General features: G+C 49.8%; 15 protein-coding genes. 5 read left to right on the forward strand and 10 right to left on the reverse strand.

Translation table 11 applies throughout. The annotated features are described in order from the left end of the window. Nucleotides 1-19: 19 nt before the first annotated feature. On the reverse strand, nucleotides 20-892 hold the full coding sequence (locus tag TREAZ_RS14630; RefSeq protein ID WP_015712667.1) for a PocR ligand-binding domain-containing protein: 873 nt from the start codon (nucleotides 890-892) through the stop codon (nucleotides 20-22). A 90-nt stretch (nucleotides 893-982) separates the two neighbouring features. Between TREAZ_RS14630 and TREAZ_RS14635 the strand changes: the two genes are divergently transcribed. The 3 genes from TREAZ_RS14635 to TREAZ_RS14645 all read left to right on the forward strand — a co-directional run bounded on the left by TREAZ_RS14635 (nucleotide 983) and on the right by TREAZ_RS14645 (nucleotide 4,780). Further along, nucleotides 983-2,002, forward strand: a complete 1,020-nt coding sequence (locus TREAZ_RS14635; RefSeq protein WP_015712668.1) for a uroporphyrinogen decarboxylase family protein — start codon at nucleotides 983-985, stop codon at nucleotides 2,000-2,002. Between the two features lie 157 nt (nucleotides 2,003-2,159). Further along, nucleotides 2,160-2,984 carry a hypothetical protein gene (locus TREAZ_RS14640; RefSeq protein WP_015712669.1) on the forward strand — a complete coding sequence of 275 codons (825 nt, stop codon included), beginning with the start codon at nucleotides 2,160-2,162 and terminating at the stop codon, nucleotides 2,982-2,984. 8 nt (nucleotides 2,985-2,992) lie between these two features. After that, complete coding sequence (locus TREAZ_RS14645) at nucleotides 2,993-4,780, forward strand: PQQ-binding-like beta-propeller repeat protein (protein ID WP_015712670.1); 1,788 nt, start codon at nucleotides 2,993-2,995, stop codon at nucleotides 4,778-4,780. On the opposite strand, the gene TREAZ_RS14650 is transcribed toward TREAZ_RS14645, so the two are convergent. From TREAZ_RS14650 to TREAZ_RS14680, 9 genes are all read right to left on the reverse strand, one after another. Beyond that, a complete protein-coding gene (locus TREAZ_RS14650; protein WP_015712671.1) occupies nucleotides 4,770-7,928 on the reverse strand; it encodes an AAA family ATPase in 3,159 nt (1,052 codons plus the stop codon). The two genes, TREAZ_RS14645 and TREAZ_RS14650, sit on opposite strands and share 11 nt — an antisense overlap. Next, nucleotides 7,925-9,109 (reverse strand): metallophosphoesterase family protein, encoded by a 1,185-nt coding sequence (locus tag TREAZ_RS14655; protein WP_015712672.1) that lies wholly within the window; start codon nucleotides 9,107-9,109, stop codon nucleotides 7,925-7,927. Before TREAZ_RS14655 ends, TREAZ_RS14650 begins: the two co-directional genes overlap by 4 nt. 308 nt (nucleotides 9,110-9,417) lie before the next feature. Then, nucleotides 9,418-10,272 carry an amidohydrolase family protein gene (locus tag TREAZ_RS14660; RefSeq protein WP_015712673.1) on the reverse strand — a complete coding sequence of 285 codons (855 nt, stop codon included), beginning with the start codon at nucleotides 10,270-10,272 and terminating at the stop codon, nucleotides 9,418-9,420. A 37-nt stretch (nucleotides 10,273-10,309) separates the two neighbouring features. Next, nucleotides 10,310-11,053: an ABC transporter ATP-binding protein gene (locus TREAZ_RS17530; protein WP_052297697.1), complete on the reverse strand. Its 744-nt coding sequence runs from the start codon at nucleotides 11,051-11,053 to the stop codon at nucleotides 10,310-10,312. A gap of 62 nt (nucleotides 11,054-11,115) precedes the next feature. Then, nucleotides 11,116-11,373 (reverse strand): ABC transporter transmembrane domain-containing protein, encoded by a 258-nt coding sequence (locus TREAZ_RS18785; RefSeq protein ID WP_425357470.1) that lies wholly within the window; start codon nucleotides 11,371-11,373, stop codon nucleotides 11,116-11,118. Continuing rightward, nucleotides 11,261-11,788 carry an ABC transporter transmembrane domain-containing protein gene (locus TREAZ_RS17535; protein ID WP_083820317.1) on the reverse strand — a complete coding sequence of 176 codons (528 nt, stop codon included), beginning with the start codon at nucleotides 11,786-11,788 and terminating at the stop codon, nucleotides 11,261-11,263. The genes TREAZ_RS18785 and TREAZ_RS17535 overlap by 113 nt, the downstream gene beginning before the upstream one ends. A 310-nt stretch (nucleotides 11,789-12,098) precedes the next feature. Then, a complete protein-coding gene (locus tag TREAZ_RS14670) occupies nucleotides 12,099-14,420 on the reverse strand; it encodes a hypothetical protein (protein WP_015712675.1) in 2,322 nt (773 codons plus the stop codon). Between the two features lie 10 nt (nucleotides 14,421-14,430). Continuing rightward, complete coding sequence (locus tag TREAZ_RS14675) at nucleotides 14,431-14,967, reverse strand: TIGR03546 family protein (protein WP_015712676.1); 537 nt, start codon at nucleotides 14,965-14,967, stop codon at nucleotides 14,431-14,433. 55 nt (nucleotides 14,968-15,022) lie between these two features. Beyond that, complete coding sequence (locus TREAZ_RS14680; RefSeq protein ID WP_015712677.1) at nucleotides 15,023-16,408, reverse strand: tetratricopeptide repeat protein; 1,386 nt, start codon at nucleotides 16,406-16,408, stop codon at nucleotides 15,023-15,025. Nucleotides 16,409-16,528: 120 nt separating this feature from the next. Between TREAZ_RS14680 and TREAZ_RS14685 the strand changes: the two genes are divergently transcribed. Together TREAZ_RS14685 and TREAZ_RS14690 are read left to right on the forward strand one after the other, a co-directional pair. Next, nucleotides 16,529-17,536: a LysM peptidoglycan-binding domain-containing protein gene (locus tag TREAZ_RS14685; protein ID WP_043923559.1), complete on the forward strand. Its 1,008-nt coding sequence runs from the start codon at nucleotides 16,529-16,531 to the stop codon at nucleotides 17,534-17,536. Nucleotides 17,537-17,546: 10 nt separating this feature from the next. After that, complete coding sequence (locus tag TREAZ_RS14690) at nucleotides 17,547-19,754, forward strand: flagellar assembly lytic transglycosylase (protein WP_425357479.1); 2,208 nt, start codon at nucleotides 17,547-17,549, stop codon at nucleotides 19,752-19,754. The last annotated feature ends 5 nt before the right edge of the window (nucleotides 19,755-19,759 follow it).

The raw sequence follows: 19,759 nt of genomic DNA on the forward strand, positions 1-19,759 counted from the left end.
CAATGGTTGAGCTCGAAAATCAGGAATGGACAATCTGGAGATATTCGCCCTTGCAAAGCCGGCGGTATATTGTGGGGGTAACGCCGGTTTCTTCTTTAAACACCTTGGTAAAATAATTGAAATCGGGAATTCCCACATCTTCGGCAATACGCGCCACAGGCTTATTGCTTGAATGGAGCAGATTTTTGGCTTCTTCAATACGAACAGAGCGGATTAGCTCGCCCACAGTAAGGTTAAGATCGCTCTTGATGTTTTTGCAAAGCGATGTCTTCCCCACCTTGAAATGCTCCATGAGCAGCGAGAGGCTCAAAGGTTCGGCAATATGCTCTGCTATATATTTCTGCACCTGGGCCGACAAAGGCTCGTTCTGGACGCGGATATAGTTGTCGAGCCACACATAGGTCGCCAGAGCCTGAAGCACATTGGCACTGGCTCTGAGCTGATCCATCTTTATAGAAGGAAGTTTTTGATAGGCCGCTTTTAATTTGGACAAATCGGTATGTAGGGGTTTTACCTTGCCGCAAATCTCTTCCCATTGCCTGGCTCGATCCTCGCCCAGAGGCGGCTGGATCTGTCCTATCATAAGATAGCCGATGCGTTCTTCGCCGGAGCCCAGAATGGGGGCAATAGCCTCGGTTAGCCCTGCGTGGCATTGGTAGATGTAGAGACCGTGATGGCTCACCGCATAGTGATAGGACGCAAGATCGCAGCGGCGGCAGGCAGTCTCGCCCCTGTTGTCCGCCCGAATGAGCTTGCAGAAATCACTGCGCGGTTCGGGATAGGCTATGATCTCCTTTCCATCGGGATCGAAAAAACCGCTCCTCACATTGCTGATCCGGTGAAAGCTCTGCAATAGATTCATCATGCGCGGCTGATTCCAGACTACATCCATATCACCCCTAGTCCGCACTGCGGACAATTTTTCTATAACATGAACAATTTACCCTAGCGGAATTTTTTCTTCAAGCCGTATCCTGATTGTATGAATCGAAGGGAAACTGTCCTGGAAGCCTTGAACCACCGTGCTGCAAAACCTATACCGTATCATATTGAATACACCGCCCAATCCCTGAAGCGTCTCATAGACACTACGGGCGATCCTGGCATTGAAGCAAAACTCGGAACTTATCTCCACTATGCCCAATACTGGGGCTGGCCCGCCGAGATGCCGGGGAAACCCGAACACTTCAGGGATGAATTCGGCGTAGTCTGGAACCGCAGCGGCGCCGACAAGGATATCGGCGTTGTGGAGAATCCCCAAATTGCGGATGTGGAAAACAACACCTATCAATTCCCCGTTCCCGATACCGCAAGGCTGCGCAGGGATATCGAAACCCTGCTTGCAACCAAACAGGATCGCTTTACCTTTATGGGTTTTGGTTTCTGCATGTTCGAGCGTATCTGGAGCCTTATGGGGATGGAAAATGTTCTGGCCTCCATGATTGTAAGCCCCGAGGCCCTGGACGAACTTTTCGACCGTATCTGCGATTTCTTTATTGCGCTTTTGGATATAGCCCTGGAATACGATGTGGACGGCATTTACTTCGGCGACGACTGGGGCCAGCAGCAGGGGCTTATTATGGGGCCTGATCATTGGCGGCATTTTATAAAACCCCGCATGGCCCGTCTTTACCAGAGGGTTAAACAAAAAGGAAAATACGTGATCCAGCATTCCTGCGGGGACTGTCACGAGATATTTCCCGATTTAATCGAAATAGGCCTTGATTGCTACCAGACTTTTCAGCCCGAAATTTATGACATTGTTGATATTAAAAAACGTTACGGAAATAAAATAACCTTCTGGGGCGGTGTATCGACACAGCAGGCCCTGCCCCGCATGAAGCCCAAAGAATTGCAAAGTGAAATTGTGCGCATAGTAAAGGCCCTGCGCGAATCAGGGGGCCTCATAATCGCGCCTACCCATGCCCTGCCTTTCGATGTGCCTGTAGAAAATATCCTGGCCATGGCGGAAGTGTTTCAGAACCAGGAGAGGTTTTTCTGAATGAGATCTTCAGAAAAACCAGCTAGTTAGAAGATTAACCGCAAAATTCATATTTTGCGATTTTTTGTACCTTCCCCTCTATTCCAAAAATTGCCTGTTTCCCTTATACTTACGCTATGCGATGTTTTAGCCCATGCTTTCATATAGGGGAAAATACATGAAAAAAACAGCTTTTGCCTTGATGTTCCTCCTCACCGCCCTGACAGCCTTCTCGCAGAGGCTTTCGATAGTAGCCGTATTCCCATTTGAATTCACCGGTACAGGACTTACTGCGGGGGATGCCGCAAGCCTGACGGATCAGCTCATAACTGAGCTGAATTCCTGGGGCACACTGAACCTTTTGATCGGGGATAACCCCGAAAACGCGAAAAACGCTGAATACCTTGTGAGGGGCCAGCTTGCCAGGCAGAGCAACCAGGTGGTTTTGACCGCTACCACTTACGACGCAAAAACCAATAAAGCTTTGAATACTGCCAAGGCACAGGCTGATACGCCTGCGGCTTTGTCTTCCCAAATGTTCGTCTTTGCTGCCCAGGTGACCGAGAATGTGCCTTTCCCAAATTACCTGCTGGGAAAGTGGCGGGCGGTTATCAATATGGACGATGGGCCTCTCACCTGTATTCTGGAATTCCGTTCAAACCGCACTATAATAGTAGAACGTTACGATACCTGGGAGCACAGGGGTGATAATGCCCTGCGTTACCAGGGTTTTGGGACCGGCGCTTATTCCTACTGGGGCCATGCCCGCAGGACGGTACGGGGCGTGCCGGTGGATGGCTTTGTTACTATCAATCTTAAACTTGAAGATGCCCTCCCAAAATATACTGCCTTAAGCCAGTCGAGGCTCAACCTCAATTTTGATGAAGAGAAGAACAACTTTGAGCTGGTGAGCGCAGGCTTTTCATGCGGGGATAATTTCAGCGGGCCATCGGTCTACCCCAGCTCCGCTGTGGCTTATACCCAATTCACTAAAATACAATAGGGGGGATGATGAATAAAACCAAAATCCTTTTGGCATTTTTTGTCCTTACTCTTTTTGCGGGCTTCGCAAATGCCCAGAACCGGAATTCAGGCAGGGTGTCGCCTGCTGATATGCCCGTAAGCTCTGCCCCTATATGGGAACGGGACATCGACGATATCGTGGTGGGGCTGCCTTTTCTCCAGGCTGAATCGGTGGTAGTGGCATGCCAGGACGGCTCTCTTAAATCTTGGAGCATGAGCGGCACTGCCCTTTGGGAATTCGACCCCCACGGCAAACCGAGCCCCCATACTTCGCGTTCCCCTGAAGGGACTTCCTATGCAAGCAACTTGGAAGGTGTCTTTATGGCGGTTAACCGGGTGGGCCGGGAACTGTGGCGCATACAACTGGGAAACCCCATGTCTTTCCCCGCGGTGGTGGGCTGGGACGGAAGGCTCCTCATTGCGGTAGGTCAGGAAATGTTCTGTCGCACTGCTTCGGGCATTGCCCTGTGGACCCAGGATCTGGGAAGCCCCATGGCCATGGCGCCTGTCCTGGATCATGCCGGGGGGGTTGCCACCTTCCTTGAGAACAGCGACTTTGTACGCATCAGCCACCTGGGGGCCATCGAGCGCATCAGGCTGGACAGGCAGCCTGCAATCATCGTTCCCATCATCACCGGCGACAGCAACAGCTTCCTTCTCCTCTACCAGAATGGCGAAGTTGAAAATATCAAACTGGATTTAAAAGGCTCAAGAAACGGCATGCTTTCGCGGAGCCGTCTGCCTGCCCTGCCGGTGACACCCATCGCTGCTATAGGCTATGAGGATCAGGCTGCGGTAACTCTAAAAGACGGCAGGGTAGCTTTGATCTCCGGCACCAGCGCCAGGATAGCCTGGACTGGAAACAGCCACGAGACCACAGCTGAAAAAGGCGCCGGGAACCTCAACCCCGGTGATGCTTCCATGACCTTCGACGAGAGGGGGATCTTCTCGTTCAGCCGCCATGGGGGAACAGCTTTTGCTGAAGACGGCAGGCGTCGCTGGCTGCTTCGGGTTCCTGAAACCTCCGCAATACCGGTCTTAAGCACCGAAGGCCTTGTCTATGCCTGCGGAAAGGATCAGGTACTCCGCACCTACAAGATAGATAACCAGGTGAGGAAAATTCCCCGCTCAATGTACGGCCCTGAACCCGAAGGGACCTATGGCCTTGGCAACCCCCCGCCCTCCCCCTGGGCCAGCGATTCAGGCCGTTACGACGAGGCCATCATGGCTGCTCTTTATGCTGAAATAGACAAAGCCACTTCGAGCGGACAAGTGGGCGAGAACGAACCTCTTTACGTGGGCTACCTTATGGAGATGATTGGATACTTTTTGAATAATCCCAATGCTTCCCTCGTGCGAGCGCCTATCAAGGTTCCTCAAAGGATCGATCTCCTGCGCCTTCTGGCCCGCATGGGTTCACGGGAAACCATAAAATTCCTTGTTACGATTTATAACCGCGATCCTGAGCCTTCAATTAAAGCGGCTTGCTGTGAAGCCATTGGCAAAATCGGCGTGGATCCCAAGGGCGAAGCTATCCAGGCTTACACCTTTCTCCTTTCCCGGGACAATGCCAACAGGGATTCGCAAACCCTGCTTTCGGCTTCCGACTCGATTGCGGCCCTCTGCCGTTTCTCGGGACCGCCTCTGGCAGGAGACGGCATTCTGCTCCTGACCCAGATTGCCCGCTTCCCAGACTTTCGTCCCGATGTAAAAAAACGAGCCCAGGATCAGCTCAACGCGTTGAGGCAGGAAGGTCTGGACAAGGTTATTCAATAGAAGAGCCCGATGCGGATTTAATAACTTCCACACGGCACGGTATGCGGGATTTCATCTCCCCCACATGGGAGATGAGGCCCACCATGCGCTGGCTCTGGAGTTCATCCAGAATGGAGAGGGCTTTGTCGAGGGTGCCCTCATCAAGGCTGCCAAAACCTTCATCGATAAACACTGCGTCAAGGCGCACACCCCCTGAACGGTTCTGTATGGAATCCGCCAAGCCCAGGGCAAGACTGATGCTCGCCATGAAGCTTTCGCCCCCCGAGAGGGTGGCGCAGGGCCGGGTCTTACCTGTATGGGCATCGAAAACCGCAAGGTCGAGACCCTGCTTGCCCCTGCCTGAAGTTTCATTATCCAAAAGCAGGGAATACCGGGATTCGCTCATCTTTTCAAGGCGTTTGGTGGCATAGTCTGCAACTTCCCTTAAGTAACGGCTCAATAACCAGGAATCAAATGTCATATTTTTCGGATTTTTCCCATTAAGATCGTTATCAAGGCCGGAAAGGCGGGAATGGTTTGATTCAAGCTCTTCATAGCGGGATTTAGCATCCCCCAGGGCTTTAAAATCTTTTTCCAAACCTGAAAGGCCCGCAAAGGCTTTACCCCGTTCAGCTTCCGCTTCAAGCTGTTCAGCTTCGAGACCAGTTAAGCGCAATACTGCGTCATCCAAACTAAAAACAAATTGCAATACGTTTAACTCTTTCTCTATCCCCGCAAGCTGTTTCTTGATTTCCTCTACGCGGGCCTTGAAGCTATCCCGGTCTTTTTTCCAGTTTTCTATTTCCCCCGCTAATTCTTCTTCTGTTTCAATCGGTAAAAGGGCAGCTTCCAAAGCCTCCTTGCCCTTTATGCCGGATTGAGAAAGGCCATTGGCAAGGGCCGCAGAAGACTTTGCTTTCTCTGCCTCGCAGTTTTCCTGCTTTTTTTGGGCCTCCTGTGCCCTTGCTTCAGCAGAAGCCAAGGCGAGGTTCGCCCTTTCCCCTGCTTCCCTGGTTGCGGCTATGAGACCATCGGTTTCCTGAAGATAATTCTCCAGGTTCTCCAGGGCTTCAGCCGCGCTGGTAAGTATTTTGCCTTGTGACAATTCCGGGGGAAGGCTGTCTAAAAGAAGATGGAGCTTTTCCATTGCTTCGTTGAGGCTTGCGGCAAGCTTGGCCTTTCTTTCAGTGAGAAGGATCGACTCTTTTTCTGCTTCGGCAAGTGAATTCATTAAATTTTCCGACTCCCGATATTTTTCAGGTCTTGCGCCGGCTGCTTCTTTGCATATTTTAAGCCGGGCTGACAACTTGTTTAACACGTTAGCATGCTTTTCCATGATGCCCTTAAGCACAGACAGCGAAGGCAAGGGTGCGGGGTAGTTAAACGGCGCCTGGGGTTCTTCTTTTGGATCGAATGCCGGGATAGCAGAAATATCCCTGCTCCGCGTTATTTCCCTGTCAAGCTGGGAAATGTTTTCCTCATATCCCTGCAATTCCCTTTTTTGGGAAGCCGTATCCGACACTATCCGGGAAAGCCCATTTTCCGCATCCCGCCGGGACTTTTGAAATTCCTTTATTTTGTCATCCGCAGAAAAATGCGACTCCGGAATTATTGCAGGGCGGGGATGCTCCATTGAACCGCAAACAGGACAGGCTTCTCCGGGCTTAAGGATTGCCCCAAGGCAGCCTGCCATTTCGGCCTTTTCGGATTCAGATTTTTCGGCTTCAAGCCTGGCTATCTCTTCGTCGAAAATGGAAATCCGTCTTTCCATATCCGGCCTTTGTTTATTCAGATTACCCATTATTTCGTTGCATTTAGCAGCCTTTTGCTGAAGCTTGTCTTTTTCCCCTGCAAGCCTTATCAGGTCATCCAAATGATCCCTAACAAGCCTCCCGGCTTCAATATCGTTCTCTATTTTGGAAGCACCCTGGGAGGTTTTCTCCAATTCGTCAATTTCTTTTTTAAGGGAACTGATTTTTTCCTTGATGGTTTCTGCCTGTTTTTCCTGGATCAGACGCTTCTTTTCGATGGCTTCAAGCTCTGATTTATCATGGGATGATCTTTCTTCGTTTTCTTTTTCCTGGACAAGCCGGACCTTAAAAGCCTGGAGACGGTTTTTCCTTCCTTCAAGGGCTGGGATTTCCTTTCCTTTCCGATCGGCATCCTTTTTTTCAGCAAGGGCTGCGGATCTGGCTCCGGCAGCTTCGGCATATTCGGCAATGGCCTCCTGTCCGGCATTTTCCGCTCTCTGTTCCTCACGAAGCAATGCTTCCAAAGGCCTTAAACGGCGGGAAAGTTTCAATAGTCCTTCTTTCCCGTCTATTGCCGTCTTTTCTTCATTATTCTGCCGGACTTCTTCTTCCGCATCGTCAAGCTGCGCCCTGGCATCTTCCCATCTTTTTTTATACCCTACAAAAGAAGTAATTTTTTCTTTTTCTTTTTGAAGCTTTATAATCTTTTCTTTGGCTTGGTCGAGAAGTTTTTCAGTATTGCTGCGCCCAGTTTCATAGCTTTCAACACTGATGCGTTTTTGTAATTCCTGGTATGAGTGCAAAGCTTCTACAAGCCGGGATTTCGCTTCTTTTGTTTTTTCCCTGGCTAAGTCTTTTACTGCTGCTGCTTTTTCTACCGGGAAGAGTTTCCCCAGCACCTCCCTGCGGGCGGTGGTATTCTGCTTAAGGAATTCCGCAAAGGCTCCCTGTGGCAACAGGACAATTTTGAAAAATTCTTCAGCTTCAAGGCCTATGAGGCTGAGCAGCTTGTCATCAGCTTCATTTTTTGAAAGGGACAGCTTGGTTTTGACTCCGTTTATAAATTCATAAACATCTACCGATTCACCTTTTAAAATGAAACCATCGCCTTTTTTCCTGGGCCTTTCGTATTTTGGATACCGTTCCGCATAATAACGGGTTTCGCCCAGGGAAAATTCAAGGGCAGCCATGCAGTCTTCGTCAGGCGCAGCGTGATCGCTTCTCAGCCTGGCTATATGCTCCCCCCTGCTGCCCGGAACCTCACCGTAAAGAACAAAACAAATAGCATCAAAAATAGTAGTTTTGCCAGAACCTGTTTCGCCGGTTATGAGGAAAATGTTTTCGAGTTTGGAAAAATCAAGGGAAACCTTGCCTTTAAAGGGGCCAAAATTTTCCATGAAAAGTTTTTCTGGTTTCATGCCTTGATTTCAGCGGCCTCCGCTTCCGCAAGAAGCTCTTTAAACAAAGAGAGTTTCTGTTCATCCGTGCCGCCGTACAATTCTTCGAGAAAAACCGCGAAATCCCCGGCTGTATCCCTCCGTTCCCCGCTTGGCAGGGCTGCCTCAAAAGCCTCGTTATTTCCCCTTTTAACAGAGTCGAAAGCAGTTTTTTGATTGATGTTCAAAATATACGGATAATTTGATTTCAGAAATGCCATGGCATTAACCTTGATTTCCTTGTCCGTGAGATTTATTTCCAGATAATCATTTTTGATTTTCTGTATTTCCGGATCGTGCAATGCTTCGCCCTGGAGCCAGTCAAAAGCGCCTTCAAGGCGGCTCACTTTCCGCAATGGCTCTATGGGGACAGGCGTTACTTTAGGCCCGGCTTCCCCTAATTCCACAGAAAGAAACACCTTGTCAGTTCCGGCTTCTCCAAAAGAATAAGCCAGAGGGCTTCCCGAATACCAGCCGTTTTTCCCGGCTTTTTGATACCGGTGAAGATGCCCCAGGGCAGCATAATCAAAACCGGAAAAAATCCCCATGTTCACTTGTTCTGCATTGCCCAGAAATATCCGTTCCGATTCTGATTCTTTGCCCCCCGACGCAAAAAGATGGGCCAAAAGTACGGAATGGTTTATGCCTTTCTTTTTGCATTCGAGCCTTGCGTCTTCAAGTTTCTTTGCGGCCAAAACCGCAAGCTTTTCCTGGGAATGGATAGGCGCCCCATCTTTGCCCATGAAGCTCCCCGGATTGAGGAAGGGCAGGAGGAAAAAAGCGCAGCCCTCATCCCCTTCGCCGACGATCACAGGATTGCAGCAGTCGTCAGGATTGGAATTGATCTTTACCCCCATGGGGGAAAAGAGTTCCCTGCCATAGCCAAGGCGCAGAGGCGAATCGTGATTGCCGGGAATAACCATGACGATCAAATTCGGATTACGCGCTTTCACATCACCGAGAAAAGAACCAAAAAGATCCATAGCGCCGGGTGAGGGTATGGAACGATCATACACATCACCTGCTATGATCAGGGCTTTATAAGAAGGATCTGACAATATTCCAGCCAGTGCCCGGAGCATGAATTTTTGATCTTCCTCAAGGTTTTGGTCGTGAAAAAGTTTGCCAAGGTGAAGATCGGCAGTGTGGAGAAATTTAAGCATGAGAAAAATAGTAAGCCATAAGGCTGGAACAATCAACCAACCCCACCGCAGAGCGGTCGGGGTATGGTTGTTCTTTAAAGGTATTAGACTCGGGTACATACCCTTTATAACGCCCTAAGGCTCCCTCGCGGGAGCGAGTTCTTGGGTATGTACCCTCGCTACGAATCAAGGCGAAACAAGAGATACTATACCCCGGAAGGCATAGAAGTCTCAGGCGGAAGGGAACTGCTGCAGCCCCTAAACAATCTCTATGGCTCCAGGGCCGAAGTTAAGGTAGTATTGATGCGAGAACCGGCTAAAGCCGCGTCTTAAATCCTGTAAAAATCCTCTCCGTTCTTTCTGAAAAGTTTGTAAAGGTCCGCCCTGCTTGCCCCCTTAACGAGGGTGAGCAGGGTTTCCACGCATTGCGGATAAGAAGCTGCCCGGCTCGATACGGGCCAGTCGCCGGCAAAGGCAGTACGCTCAAAACCAAAGGCTTCAAAAATTGCATCCGTAAAGGGCCTTAAATCATCAATCGTCCAGTTTTTATGATCCGCCTCCGTGGCAAGGCTTGAAACCTTGCAGAAAAGGTTCGGGAATTCCGCCATACGTTTAATTTCACTTTTCCAGGGTTCTATGGTTCCCGCTTTAACCGGGGGCTTGCCGATGTGATCCAGAATGCAGGGCACTTCGGGGATTTTTTCAAGCATTTTTATCACATTGCGGTTATGCCTGAAACTGATATTGATATCAAAACTAAAGCCGTATGTGGGGAGAAGATTCAGGCCTTCGATAAAACCAGGGCGCAGGCAGAAATCAATATCATCTTCAAATTCAATGATCCTGCGTATGCCTTTGACGAGGGGATTCTTTGCAAATTCCGCAAGGTCTTCTTCAACAGCTGCTCCTTTTTCCAGGGGCGCCCAGGGTACGATGCCTGCGATTCCGGGGTCAACATTTTTTGCAAGTTCCGTGATCCAGGCCGCCTCTTCCTTATACTGGGAAGCATCAACCTCGCACTGGACAAAAACCATTTTGTCGATTTTTATATCCCCGCAGGCGGCGCGATATTCCTTAAGCGTAAAAGTGCGGTTAAGGAAGGGATTGTCTTTTAACCAGGGGTAATGGAGTTTATCAAGATCCCAGAGGTGGAGATGGGTGTCGATTATGCCGAAGTCGAGCATGGATTATTCTATCTCCAAGATACCTATTTTGTACAGCCTAATCCAATTTGCGGTTAAGCGAAAGCTCCCCAAAGCTCCGGCGTATCACTTCTTCGCTTTCATTATCAAGGGCGCTGGTGGCTTCATCGAAAATGAGGATAGGCGGATCTTTTAGGAATACCCTGGCTATGCTGATACGCTGCCTTTGGCCCCCTGAAAGAAGAACACCCCGTTGGCCTATGAAGGTATTATACCCATGAGGCAGGATACTGATAAAATCGTGGGCATTTGCCTTTTTGGCAGCGCTGATAACTTCTTCTTCCCTTGCGCCAGGTTTACCATACATAATGTTTTCCATCACTGTCCCTGCAAAAAGGTAGACCTCCTGCTGGACTACGCCAATATTGCGCCTTAAGGATTCGAGGGTATAATCCTTTGCATCCTTGCCATCAATGTAAATTATACCGCTCCTCACTTCATAATACCTGGGGATGAGGGAACAGAGGGTGGTCTTGCCCGTACCCGATGGCCCTACCACGGCCGCATATTCTCCGGCATTGATGTTTAGGAAGATATTTTTTAGGACCGTATCCCCCTCATTGTGGTACTTAAAACTTACATCCTCAAAGCGTATATCGCCTTTGAGGGCTGATCCATGAAGGGTTATCTTACCGCCTGAAGGTTCGGGAGACAATTCGAGGATATCCATAAAACGGTTGAAACCAGCAATTCCGTCCTGGTATTGCTGAACCACTTGGGCTATACGGAGAATGGGAACGGTCAGATAACCGGCGTAAAGCATAAAAACAATTAAATCAGAAACATTTAGTCTCCCCTGTGAAATATTTAAACCTCCGAATACAACTACTGCGACCAGTACCAGGCTTCATTTTTATAAATATAATTTCTGGTGTTTAGGAATTCATTATTGGCAAAAGATTTAACCACCCTGATACCCGAAAGACTGTCTTCAAGCCGGGAATTAACTTCAGCTATCCTTTCCCGGCTTTCACGATAAGCCCTCCGCAAACGGCCCTGAAGAAACATTGAATACAAGAGGATCAGAGGCAGAAAGGCGAATATCGTCAGTGCAAGGCTCACATTTATTTGTAAAAGTATCACGAGAGCCCCTATAAACCGGAAAAAAAGAAATAATGATATCCTCAGGACCATGGTGATAGAGTTCCGCAAGGTTAAGAAGATCATTGGTAATGCGGGACATAAGTGAACCTGTTCCCTGATTATCAAAAAAACTGTAGGGCAGCTTTTGGATATGGGCAAAAAGATCCCTCCTCATGTCCCTTTCCATCATGGCGCCCATGGAGTGACCCATACCGTCATAAAACACACCACCTCCGGCCTGCAACAGTATAAGGCCTGACATGGTTAATGCCGTATAGAGAACTATTCTCATTATATTTTGAGAATCCGATGCCCCTGTCTTTAACACCTCTCCTGTGAGGTATCGGGTACACAGGGGCAAGGCAAGGGAAATAGCTGATACTAACGCTGCACATGAGATATCGGCTATAAACAATACACGATAAAGTTTATAAAAAGAAAAGAATTTTTTTAACCGTGGGGAGGCAGAGCTTCCCTTAGAACCTGAGAATATAAATTTCCTCCACTGGATTTATAGGCGGGGGAATAGCGCCGGAATTAAAAAAATCAATGATCCGAAGCTTAACACCCAGCCTGATAAAGAATAATTTGGTTATTGGTGTTTAATGTTTTCATGGGTTTCTCCTTTATTTTTTTGCAAACAATAATGAATAATAATTACATAACAGCAATGCCGTCAAGGGTTAAAACCCCTGACAGCTTAGCATTTAACCTTTAAATCCTGCCTACCTCTTGAACGGCAAACTGGGCAAGCTCGGCGCAGTCGGCGCCTGGATGCTGGGGGTCTTGCCCTGGCGTAAATCTTCAATTGCCTGCTGGGCCTGCTCCTTGGCTTCGTCCTTTGCCTGATTTATGGCCTCGTTCGCTGCGGATTTGAGCTTGTTCTCCAGCTCGTCCTTCTTGTTGTTAAGGTTATTCCTAATCCCGTCCATGGCGGACTTGTCGCCCTTGACTGCTGCAAATACCATATCAAGCTCTTCTTTGCTGACAAAACGCCCGTCGATATATTGATCGATTTTTGCCCGAAGGGCCTTTTCGAGTTCTTCTTCGGCTTTCTTAATGTACTGCTGGGCAGCTTTTTTGAGGGCTTCCATTACTATGTTTCCAATATTGGTATTTATCGAAAAGTGATCCGAAGCCGAAACATTATGCTCATACTTGATGCCCAAATCCAGAGCTTCCACTTCAGTCATGGCATCGCTTATGGCCTTGGCTATTGTATTGGAAGGGTCGATTATGCGGGAGTGCGCCAATGCTGCTCCGCCGGTTCCCGTAAAGCTTCCGCCTGCCATGCCGGTAAGGCTGAATCTGAAATCGGCGTTTCCGCTAAAACCTCCAACGCCTATCTTGCTTAATCCGCCGGCCCTCATGTTGACAGGGAAGCCTCCAGCATTGATATTGGCATTGAAACGTTCAGCGGCTTTGGAACGGAAATCCGCTGCGCCATTAAAAGAAGCTGTCCGGTTAAGGCCGTCCCCGGTTTCTTCCAAAGAAAGCGCCAAACTGGTAGGCGCATTGGAAAGATCCGGGTCTGAGCTTACACCCTTAAGATCGAAGCCCCAGTGCCAATTCCCGGGGGTAAACACATCAGTGGCCAATTCGCCCAGGAAGAACTGGGGATAGCTTGAAGTGGGAAAGGCAACATCCCGGCCTTTGAATTTTTCCTTTTTTGCCTTTACGGGTTTATCGGACTTGGGGATCATTGCCTGAATCTCCTTAACCTTTTCCAGAATTTCCAAAGCCCTATTCCCATAATCCAGATAAACCAGGGCGCTGTCGGTAAGCAGATTCATAATCACCGGCTCCACCACTTCCATAGCAGCCCCCGAAGAGAGATCCAGATAGGATTTGAGATGCGCAAGATCTGCGCCTATGGAAGCCTGGGCATTTCTTACCATCTGCTCGGCGCTCCTCACGTCGCCTTCAATTCCGGTAATGATACCCTGGGCTTCGTCAACAGTAGACTTAACCGTATCAGTAGTAGTATTCAACTCGGCTATAAAACCCTGAATCTGGGTCCGTATCCGATTCAATTCATTTATATCTTTTATATTGCCCAGGTTGATATTGGAAAACTGCTTGGCCTCCTCGAGTACCTCATTCCCGCGGGCTATGAGTTCCTTGCTCCTGGTCTGCACCAATTCAGCCTGACCCTTGTATTTATCGTAGGTAGTGGTGTAAAAAGCCGCTGCTGCGTCGTAGAGTTTGGGGGTCTGGAGTTTCTCGAATTCCTGGTTGAGAAGGGCCATGGCGTCGAAATTTGCCAAGTCTACAAGAGGCGGTATAGGCTTGTCCTCTTTGGGCGGTTTTTCCTTGGGGGGCTTCGCGGGCAAAGCCCCGGACACGGTGCGGGCAGTGCCAAAACGTAAGGCATCGGCCCGTATTTCTTCTATATATACCTTGCCCCTGAGGACAGCCTGGGGTTTAAGCCTTATGTCCATGCGGCTAAACTGGACAAGGTTCTTCATGGGGCTGTCGCGGTCCGCAATGGTGAGGCCGGTCATGGCTATCTCAAACTTTATAATACTGAGCTTGAAGTTATCAGCATCCACCTTCGCCTCGAAGATCATTTCGAGGCCGGTTTCCAGGGCTTTTTCAAGCAGGGGATCCATGAAAAAAAGCACAAATACTGCGATGCCTGCAGCAACAATGGCAGCGATGCCCAGGGGCAGGACATTCACAGAACTCTTGCGGTTTCGCTTTATAAAGTTTTTTAATTGGTTGAGGCGTTTAACCTCTTTCACATCAAGATCGGTGCGTATACGGAGGATTTCATAGGTTTCTTCCGGAGGGGAACCTCGTTCGGCGGAAAGTTCCGGCTTCTTGCCCTTGGCGGGCTTGACTTCGGTTTTCTTTTCGTAACAGGAACTGATAAAGGCTTTATCCGTAGGCACTTCTATAAACTTAAGGTACCTTTTTTCAAGCTGCTTTTGCGAAAGAGCTTTCTTATAAAAACCAGGGGCTTTTTTTATCTTTTTGGGCTTGGGCTCTTTAACAGATTTTGCTTTTTTTGCTTTGGCTGGTTTTGCCGGTTTTTCATCACTCATAATATCCCCCTTATTTCCCTATGCCTTTGACGCCTGCCACAGACGCTATCGCCTCGCCAAGGGCGGAAATCAAAGGCAGCTTCTTTAGCTTGGTGACAAGCTTGGCGTTCTGTATCCTGGGAACCAGCTTGGTCCGGTAAAGAGGAATCAGGAAAAAGATGAGGAAAAACACTGGCAGGAAAAGGACTATACCGCCCACAAGGCCCCCGGCTACCAGGGTATTGTTGAATCCCGTAAAGGGCACAAAGGGCATGTTGTACAGGGTGGTCAAAATAGGCTGGAGGGAATCAACATGAAGGAAGGCCCAGCCCACAGTGTCCAGGGCGGGGTTAATCAAATTTATCAAAAGCTTGATAATCGCCAGCACCAGGACTTTTGAGGCGTGGTGGTGCTTAAAAAAGAATGAAATAACAAAGAAGAAAATCCAGAATACATTCCCCGCAGGAATAAGGCCCAGGAGGACGCCCCAGGAAAACCCTGCTGCAATCTGGCTTTTCTTCAGATTGCCGTTCAGGGCGACTATCAATTTAGCTATAGGTTTAAGCATATCTAACTATGGGCCATACGGAGGAAAAAAACAAGCAATTGTATATAAAAAAATACTACTTCTTTGCCGGGGTTTTCGGCGCGGCAGCCGCAACCTTGGCGTCTACGGTATTGAGTATGACAGTGAGCCTGTCCTTTTCAATAAGATCGATAAGGCGGGCCTCGGTATAGCGTTTGGCTTCTTCAGTAAAATTGCCCACAGTAATGCAGATGCCCTTGCCGGCCTTCACTTCTTTAAGGTGGGAATGGAAGTCCCGCACAATGAGCTCGCCAATCGAACCTGGAGTACGTATAAAGCGGAACATGATAAGATCTTCCCATTTGGCGGTATCGACTTCGGCGAGTACGTCGGCCCACTCGTTCTTGTTGACCGAGATATTGGTGACCTTCACCTTGGCTTTCTGATAATAGCTCATGACGATTTTCCGGCAGAGGGCCACAAAATCCCCGGAAGGGGCCATGAGGAAAATTTGGAGATTTTTGTTGGCGTTGAGTTCCTGATAACGGCCTATAAGGGGGGACACATCCTTGTAGTTGGGGTTCTCAAGCTGGATGTCTTTGAGATACCCCAAGGCTTTGCCGATTTCATTCTGCTTGATTAAGGTCGTGGCAGCCTGGTAACGCAGTTCGATGCGCACATCGGCCTTGATGTTCTCATGGCGAAGGCCAAGCTCAAAATCCTGGATAGCTTTGTCGTATTGGCGGGCCTGGGCGTTGATGGTGCCCGAAATAAGGCAGGCGCTGGCCCCCATGACGGGATCGCCCCGGAGATGGCTAAAAATTCGCTGGGCCTGCTCGGTCTGGTTGGCCTCGTAGTAGCATTCCGCAAGGGTGTAGAGGGATTCCTTGTCATCCGGGGCAAGGTCTATGGCCTTGCGTATAAAAGTCATGGCCTCCTTGTTCTTCTTCAAGCGGAAAAAAGAATGGCCAAGGGTTCTTAACGTGGGGGCGTGCTCAGGATCCTGAAGCCTTGCCTGGTTCAATACCTGTATAGCCTTCTCGTAGTTCTTCTTCTGGAATTCCAGAACACCCAGATTGTAGTTCACATCAAAATTATTCTGATTAAGGCCCCTGGCAGCGGAAAAACCCTTATACGCATCGTCGGTCATGCCAAGCTTGAGGGCAGAAAGGCCGAAACGATAGTTGTTTTCAAATTCTTTTTCGCCCTGGGCTGAGCCAAGCTCGGTCAGGGTGCCATAGGTCTTGTAAGCCTGGTTCCAATCCTCTTCCTTGAAATAGAGAGCCCCCAGCTCGCTGAGGGCTTCTGGATCATGGGGATTTTGTGATAGCCTTTTAGTGGTGTTTTTGATAATTGCGTCACGGCCCTTAGAGCCTTTTCCGTTGCCGCCCCCGCTTTTGGAGCGGCCCATGATTATCATCACCAGAAAAATGCCGATGACGAGGACCACTACTGCTGCCAGTATGGGAATCAAGGAATCCATACTATTATTATCGGAGTAAATAGTGATATTCTTCAATAGTCTTCAATTTTAGGTTCAGATTTAGGCCGTTTTGACCGAAATTTGAAGAAGGAAACTCCATTGAGTTCAAAGGAGCATGAGGTGCCTTCTACTATTGGTATAAAAATCGCTAATGGGGAGTTCTACTCCATTGTGGAGGAGAATTCTGCGGTAAAAAAGCGGCTGGTTCTCACTACCGTCCATGACAAACAGCGCAGCGTTCAGATCGATCTCTATAAAAGCTTCACCAAGACCATGGCCGACGCTCTCTATATAGGCAGCCTCGTGGTAGAGAATATCAAGCCAAAGTCTAAGGGCGAGCCTTCTATCGAAATGGTGATTACCTCCAACAAAGAGGGGAACATCACTGCCGATGCCATAGATCTCGATTCCAGCGCCAATGGCGAGCACCAGTTCCTCAATGTGTCTCTCAAGTCCATGGATGAAGACGACCGCGACATTGAGATCCCGGATTTTGAGCTTGAGCAGAACGAAGCGCCCCCCTCGGGGCTTTACGAAAAGGCCCAGGCTGCAAAAGAAGAGGAAGATCACAAGGGCTTCCCCTGGCTCATTGTCATTTTGATCGGCCTGCTTCTGGTGGCAGTCCTTCTCTTCTTCTTGAGAGGGTACTTGCCGGGGGTTTCCAAAGCAGAATCCTCGAGTTCTTCAAGGACAACAACTCAGCAGCCTGCGGCTCCGGCACAACCGGCAGTTCCTGCCCAGCCCGCACAGACTGCGCCTCAGGAAGCCCAGCCGCCAGCCCAACCCGCACAGCCGGCCCAGCCTGCGACCCCGGCACAGCCTGCAGCCGAAGCCCCAAAACCTGTGGCCCCGCCTCCGGTGATTGAAGCCCCTGCCAAGGCCCCTGCCCCCGCAGCGGCAAAATCCAGGACAAGGCCGGTTCCGCCTGTAGCTTCCTACAAAGTGCCTACCACCATTCCCAAGAACGGCGCGCCTTACAAGATACGCTGGGGGGACACCCTTTGGGACATTGCCGAGGCATTCTACCGCAACCCCTGGCAATATCCCCGTATAGCCCGTTTCAATAATATCCGCAACCCGGATCTTATCATTTCCGGGACTACCATACGCATTCCGCCAAGGAACTAGGCAGGGCATAATCAGGGGCCGGGCCGCGTTATTTTTCGCTTTCCTTTTTCTGCTGAATTTTTCCTCTTGCGGGGCAGCCCAGGAGATTCTGGGCCTTCCCCAAAAAGAGGCAGCCGAAAGGCTTAAAAAGGGAGATATAGGCTTTATACTGGAAGCCAAACTACCCGACAGGTTTTCCGCAGCCCTTGCCCAATTAAGAACCCTTGCCCGCATTCATCCCCAAGCGCCATTCTATGCGGGGCTTTTGGCAAAAGATACAGACAGGGCAAACCTTCTCTTTGTCTTGTCCCTGGGAAGCGCTTCCCGGTTGGTGCGTGCTGAAGCATCCGGGGAATTGATGCTGCCGGTTCTGGAGAACGATCCTGCCTTTGCCGGCGAAATACTCAAGCTCATCAATGCAAAGAAAACCACAGAATTCGACAGCCTCAAGGCCGCCTGCTATTACAGGCTTGGGCGTTTCCCGGATTTGGCTAATTTGAAAAATAGCACAGGGGGCGCTGATAAAATACTTGCCCTCCTGGGCCGTCTTAAAACTTCGAAAAAAGGGGATAGCGATCTGCGCCGGGAGCTGGCGGATTTTTTCTTTACAAACCCTGTGGATGCTGTTTGGCAATGGGCTTTGGACGAGTTGGAGCAGCAGGATGGCGATTGCCTGAGCCCTGCTGAAACCGAGGCCCTTGCAGGGAGGAAAGCAGTCATCCGCCTGGATTATAGACAGGGTGTGCTCCATTTCCGCACAGTTCTTGAAACCGGGAGCGGGCTTTTTCTCCGCTATCCTGAACTCATCACAGACATAGGCAGATCCTTCCAGTATACCCTTCCCGCCCGCGAAGAAGGCGCCAGGCTCTTTCGCCAGTGGGATGAATTCCTGGAAAACGCTCCCCTCCCCCTTACGAAAGATGAAGGCCAAAATCTCCGCTACCGTCTACTTTATTACGCCGGGAGAATAGCCCGCCAGCGGGAACAGTACAGGGAATCGGGCGAATACTTTGCCAGGGCTTTGGATCTTGCCCCTGACCATCTCCAATCAGACGCTTGCATCTGGTATATGCTGATGAACGCACTCTCGGCCCAAAGCAGCAATGCTGCAAAATTAGTCATGGAAACCATGCCGCGCTGGAATTCTGCGCCGTATTTTGCGGATGCAATGGATCGTTTGTCACAGCAGCTTGTAAGCCAAAGGCAGTGGGCAACCCTGCTGGAGCTTTACAACACCATGAAGGGGGAAAGGGCCCACGGGGCTATCCTTGCCCAATATGCATGGATACTCGGCAGGGCGGTTCAGGAAGGCTATCTCAAAGAAACCGAAGCCGGCGATGCGGATGCTTTTTTCAGGACAGCCTTTGAAGAGGGGAATGCTTCTATCTATTACCGTGTCCTGGCTGCTTCCAGGCTGGGGGCCAGGTTCATCCCAACCGGCGAAAGCGCCATAGGGCAGGCGGAATCCAAAAACAGAGGGACTGAAAAAATCAACCCTGAACTGGAATTCCTCCTGGGCTTTTTTGAATTTGGCGGAGGGAAATTAATTTCACCCTATATCAGGAAGTTCGAAAAGAACCTTGGATATCCCGAACTCCGCATCCTTGCAAAAGCTTTGGCAGAAGCAGACCGGCTTGACGAATCCATCAGCCTTGTGTCCCGTTATATGGCAAGGGAAGATTATAAAATCAGCCATGCGGATCTGGAGCTCTTTTATCCCCGGCATTTTCTGGAGCTCATCGAAAAGAATGCCCGGGATGCCGGGTTGGAGCCTGAACTCCTCTTTGGCCTGGTACGTACCGAAAGCTCCTTCATGCCCCAGGCGGTCTCCCGTTCCGGGGCTGTGGGCCTTACCCAGCTCATGGAGCCCACAGCTATGGATATGGCCGGACGCATTGCCCGGCGGGGCGGGCCGGATTACCGCGCCGAAGGCACGATTGACCTCAAGGACCCCGAGGCAAATGTGCATATAGGCACTTTTTATCTTAATTACCTCATCGATCAGATGGGCAGCCCCATGATGGCTCTTCTGGCTTATAACGGAGGCATGGGCCGTCTCAGGCGCTGGAGGGCCGGGGATCGCCAAACAGGGAATTTGCCTGAGGATGCCTTCCTTGAATCCATTGAATATACTGAAACCAGGGAATACGGCAGGCGAGTGCTGGGGGCCGCCGCAGTTTATGGCTTTCTCTACTATAATAAGAGCATGGAAGCGGTGGTAGCCGATATCTACCGTTAAACGCT

The organism is Leadbettera azotonutricia ZAS-9 (assembly GCF_000214355.1).
GTDB lineage: Bacteria > Spirochaetota > Spirochaetia > Treponematales > Breznakiellaceae > Leadbettera > Leadbettera azotonutricia.

Coding starts and splice junctions, on each gene's coding strand:
- TREAZ_RS14630 (WP_015712667.1), bottom strand. CDS start 892: ATGGATGTAGTCTGGAATCAGCCGCGCATGATGAATCTATTGCAGAGC.
- TREAZ_RS14640 (WP_015712669.1), top strand. CDS start 2,160: ATGAAAAAAACAGCTTTTGCCTTGATGTTCCTCCTCACCGCCCTGACA.
- TREAZ_RS14645 (WP_015712670.1), top strand. CDS start 2,993: ATGAATAAAACCAAAATCCTTTTGGCATTTTTTGTCCTTACTCTTTTT.
- TREAZ_RS14660 (WP_015712673.1), bottom strand. CDS start 10,272: ATGCTCGACTTCGGCATAATCGACACCCATCTCCACCTCTGGGATCTT.
- TREAZ_RS14655 (WP_015712672.1), bottom strand. CDS start 9,109: ATGCTTAAATTTCTCCACACTGCCGATCTTCACCTTGGCAAACTTTTT.
- TREAZ_RS14635 (WP_015712668.1), top strand. CDS start 983: ATGAATCGAAGGGAAACTGTCCTGGAAGCCTTGAACCACCGTGCTGCA.
- TREAZ_RS14670 (WP_015712675.1), bottom strand. CDS start 14,420: ATGAGTGATGAAAAACCGGCAAAACCAGCCAAAGCAAAAAAAGCAAAA.
- TREAZ_RS14680 (WP_015712677.1), bottom strand. CDS start 16,408: ATGGATTCCTTGATTCCCATACTGGCAGCAGTAGTGGTCCTCGTCATC.
- TREAZ_RS14675 (WP_015712676.1), bottom strand. CDS start 14,967: ATGCTTAAACCTATAGCTAAATTGATAGTCGCCCTGAACGGCAATCTG.
- TREAZ_RS14650 (WP_015712671.1), bottom strand. CDS start 7,928: ATGAAACCAGAAAAACTTTTCATGGAAAATTTTGGCCCCTTTAAAGGC.
- TREAZ_RS17530 (WP_052297697.1), bottom strand. CDS start 11,053: ATGCTTTACGCCGGTTATCTGACCGTTCCCATTCTCCGTATAGCCCAA.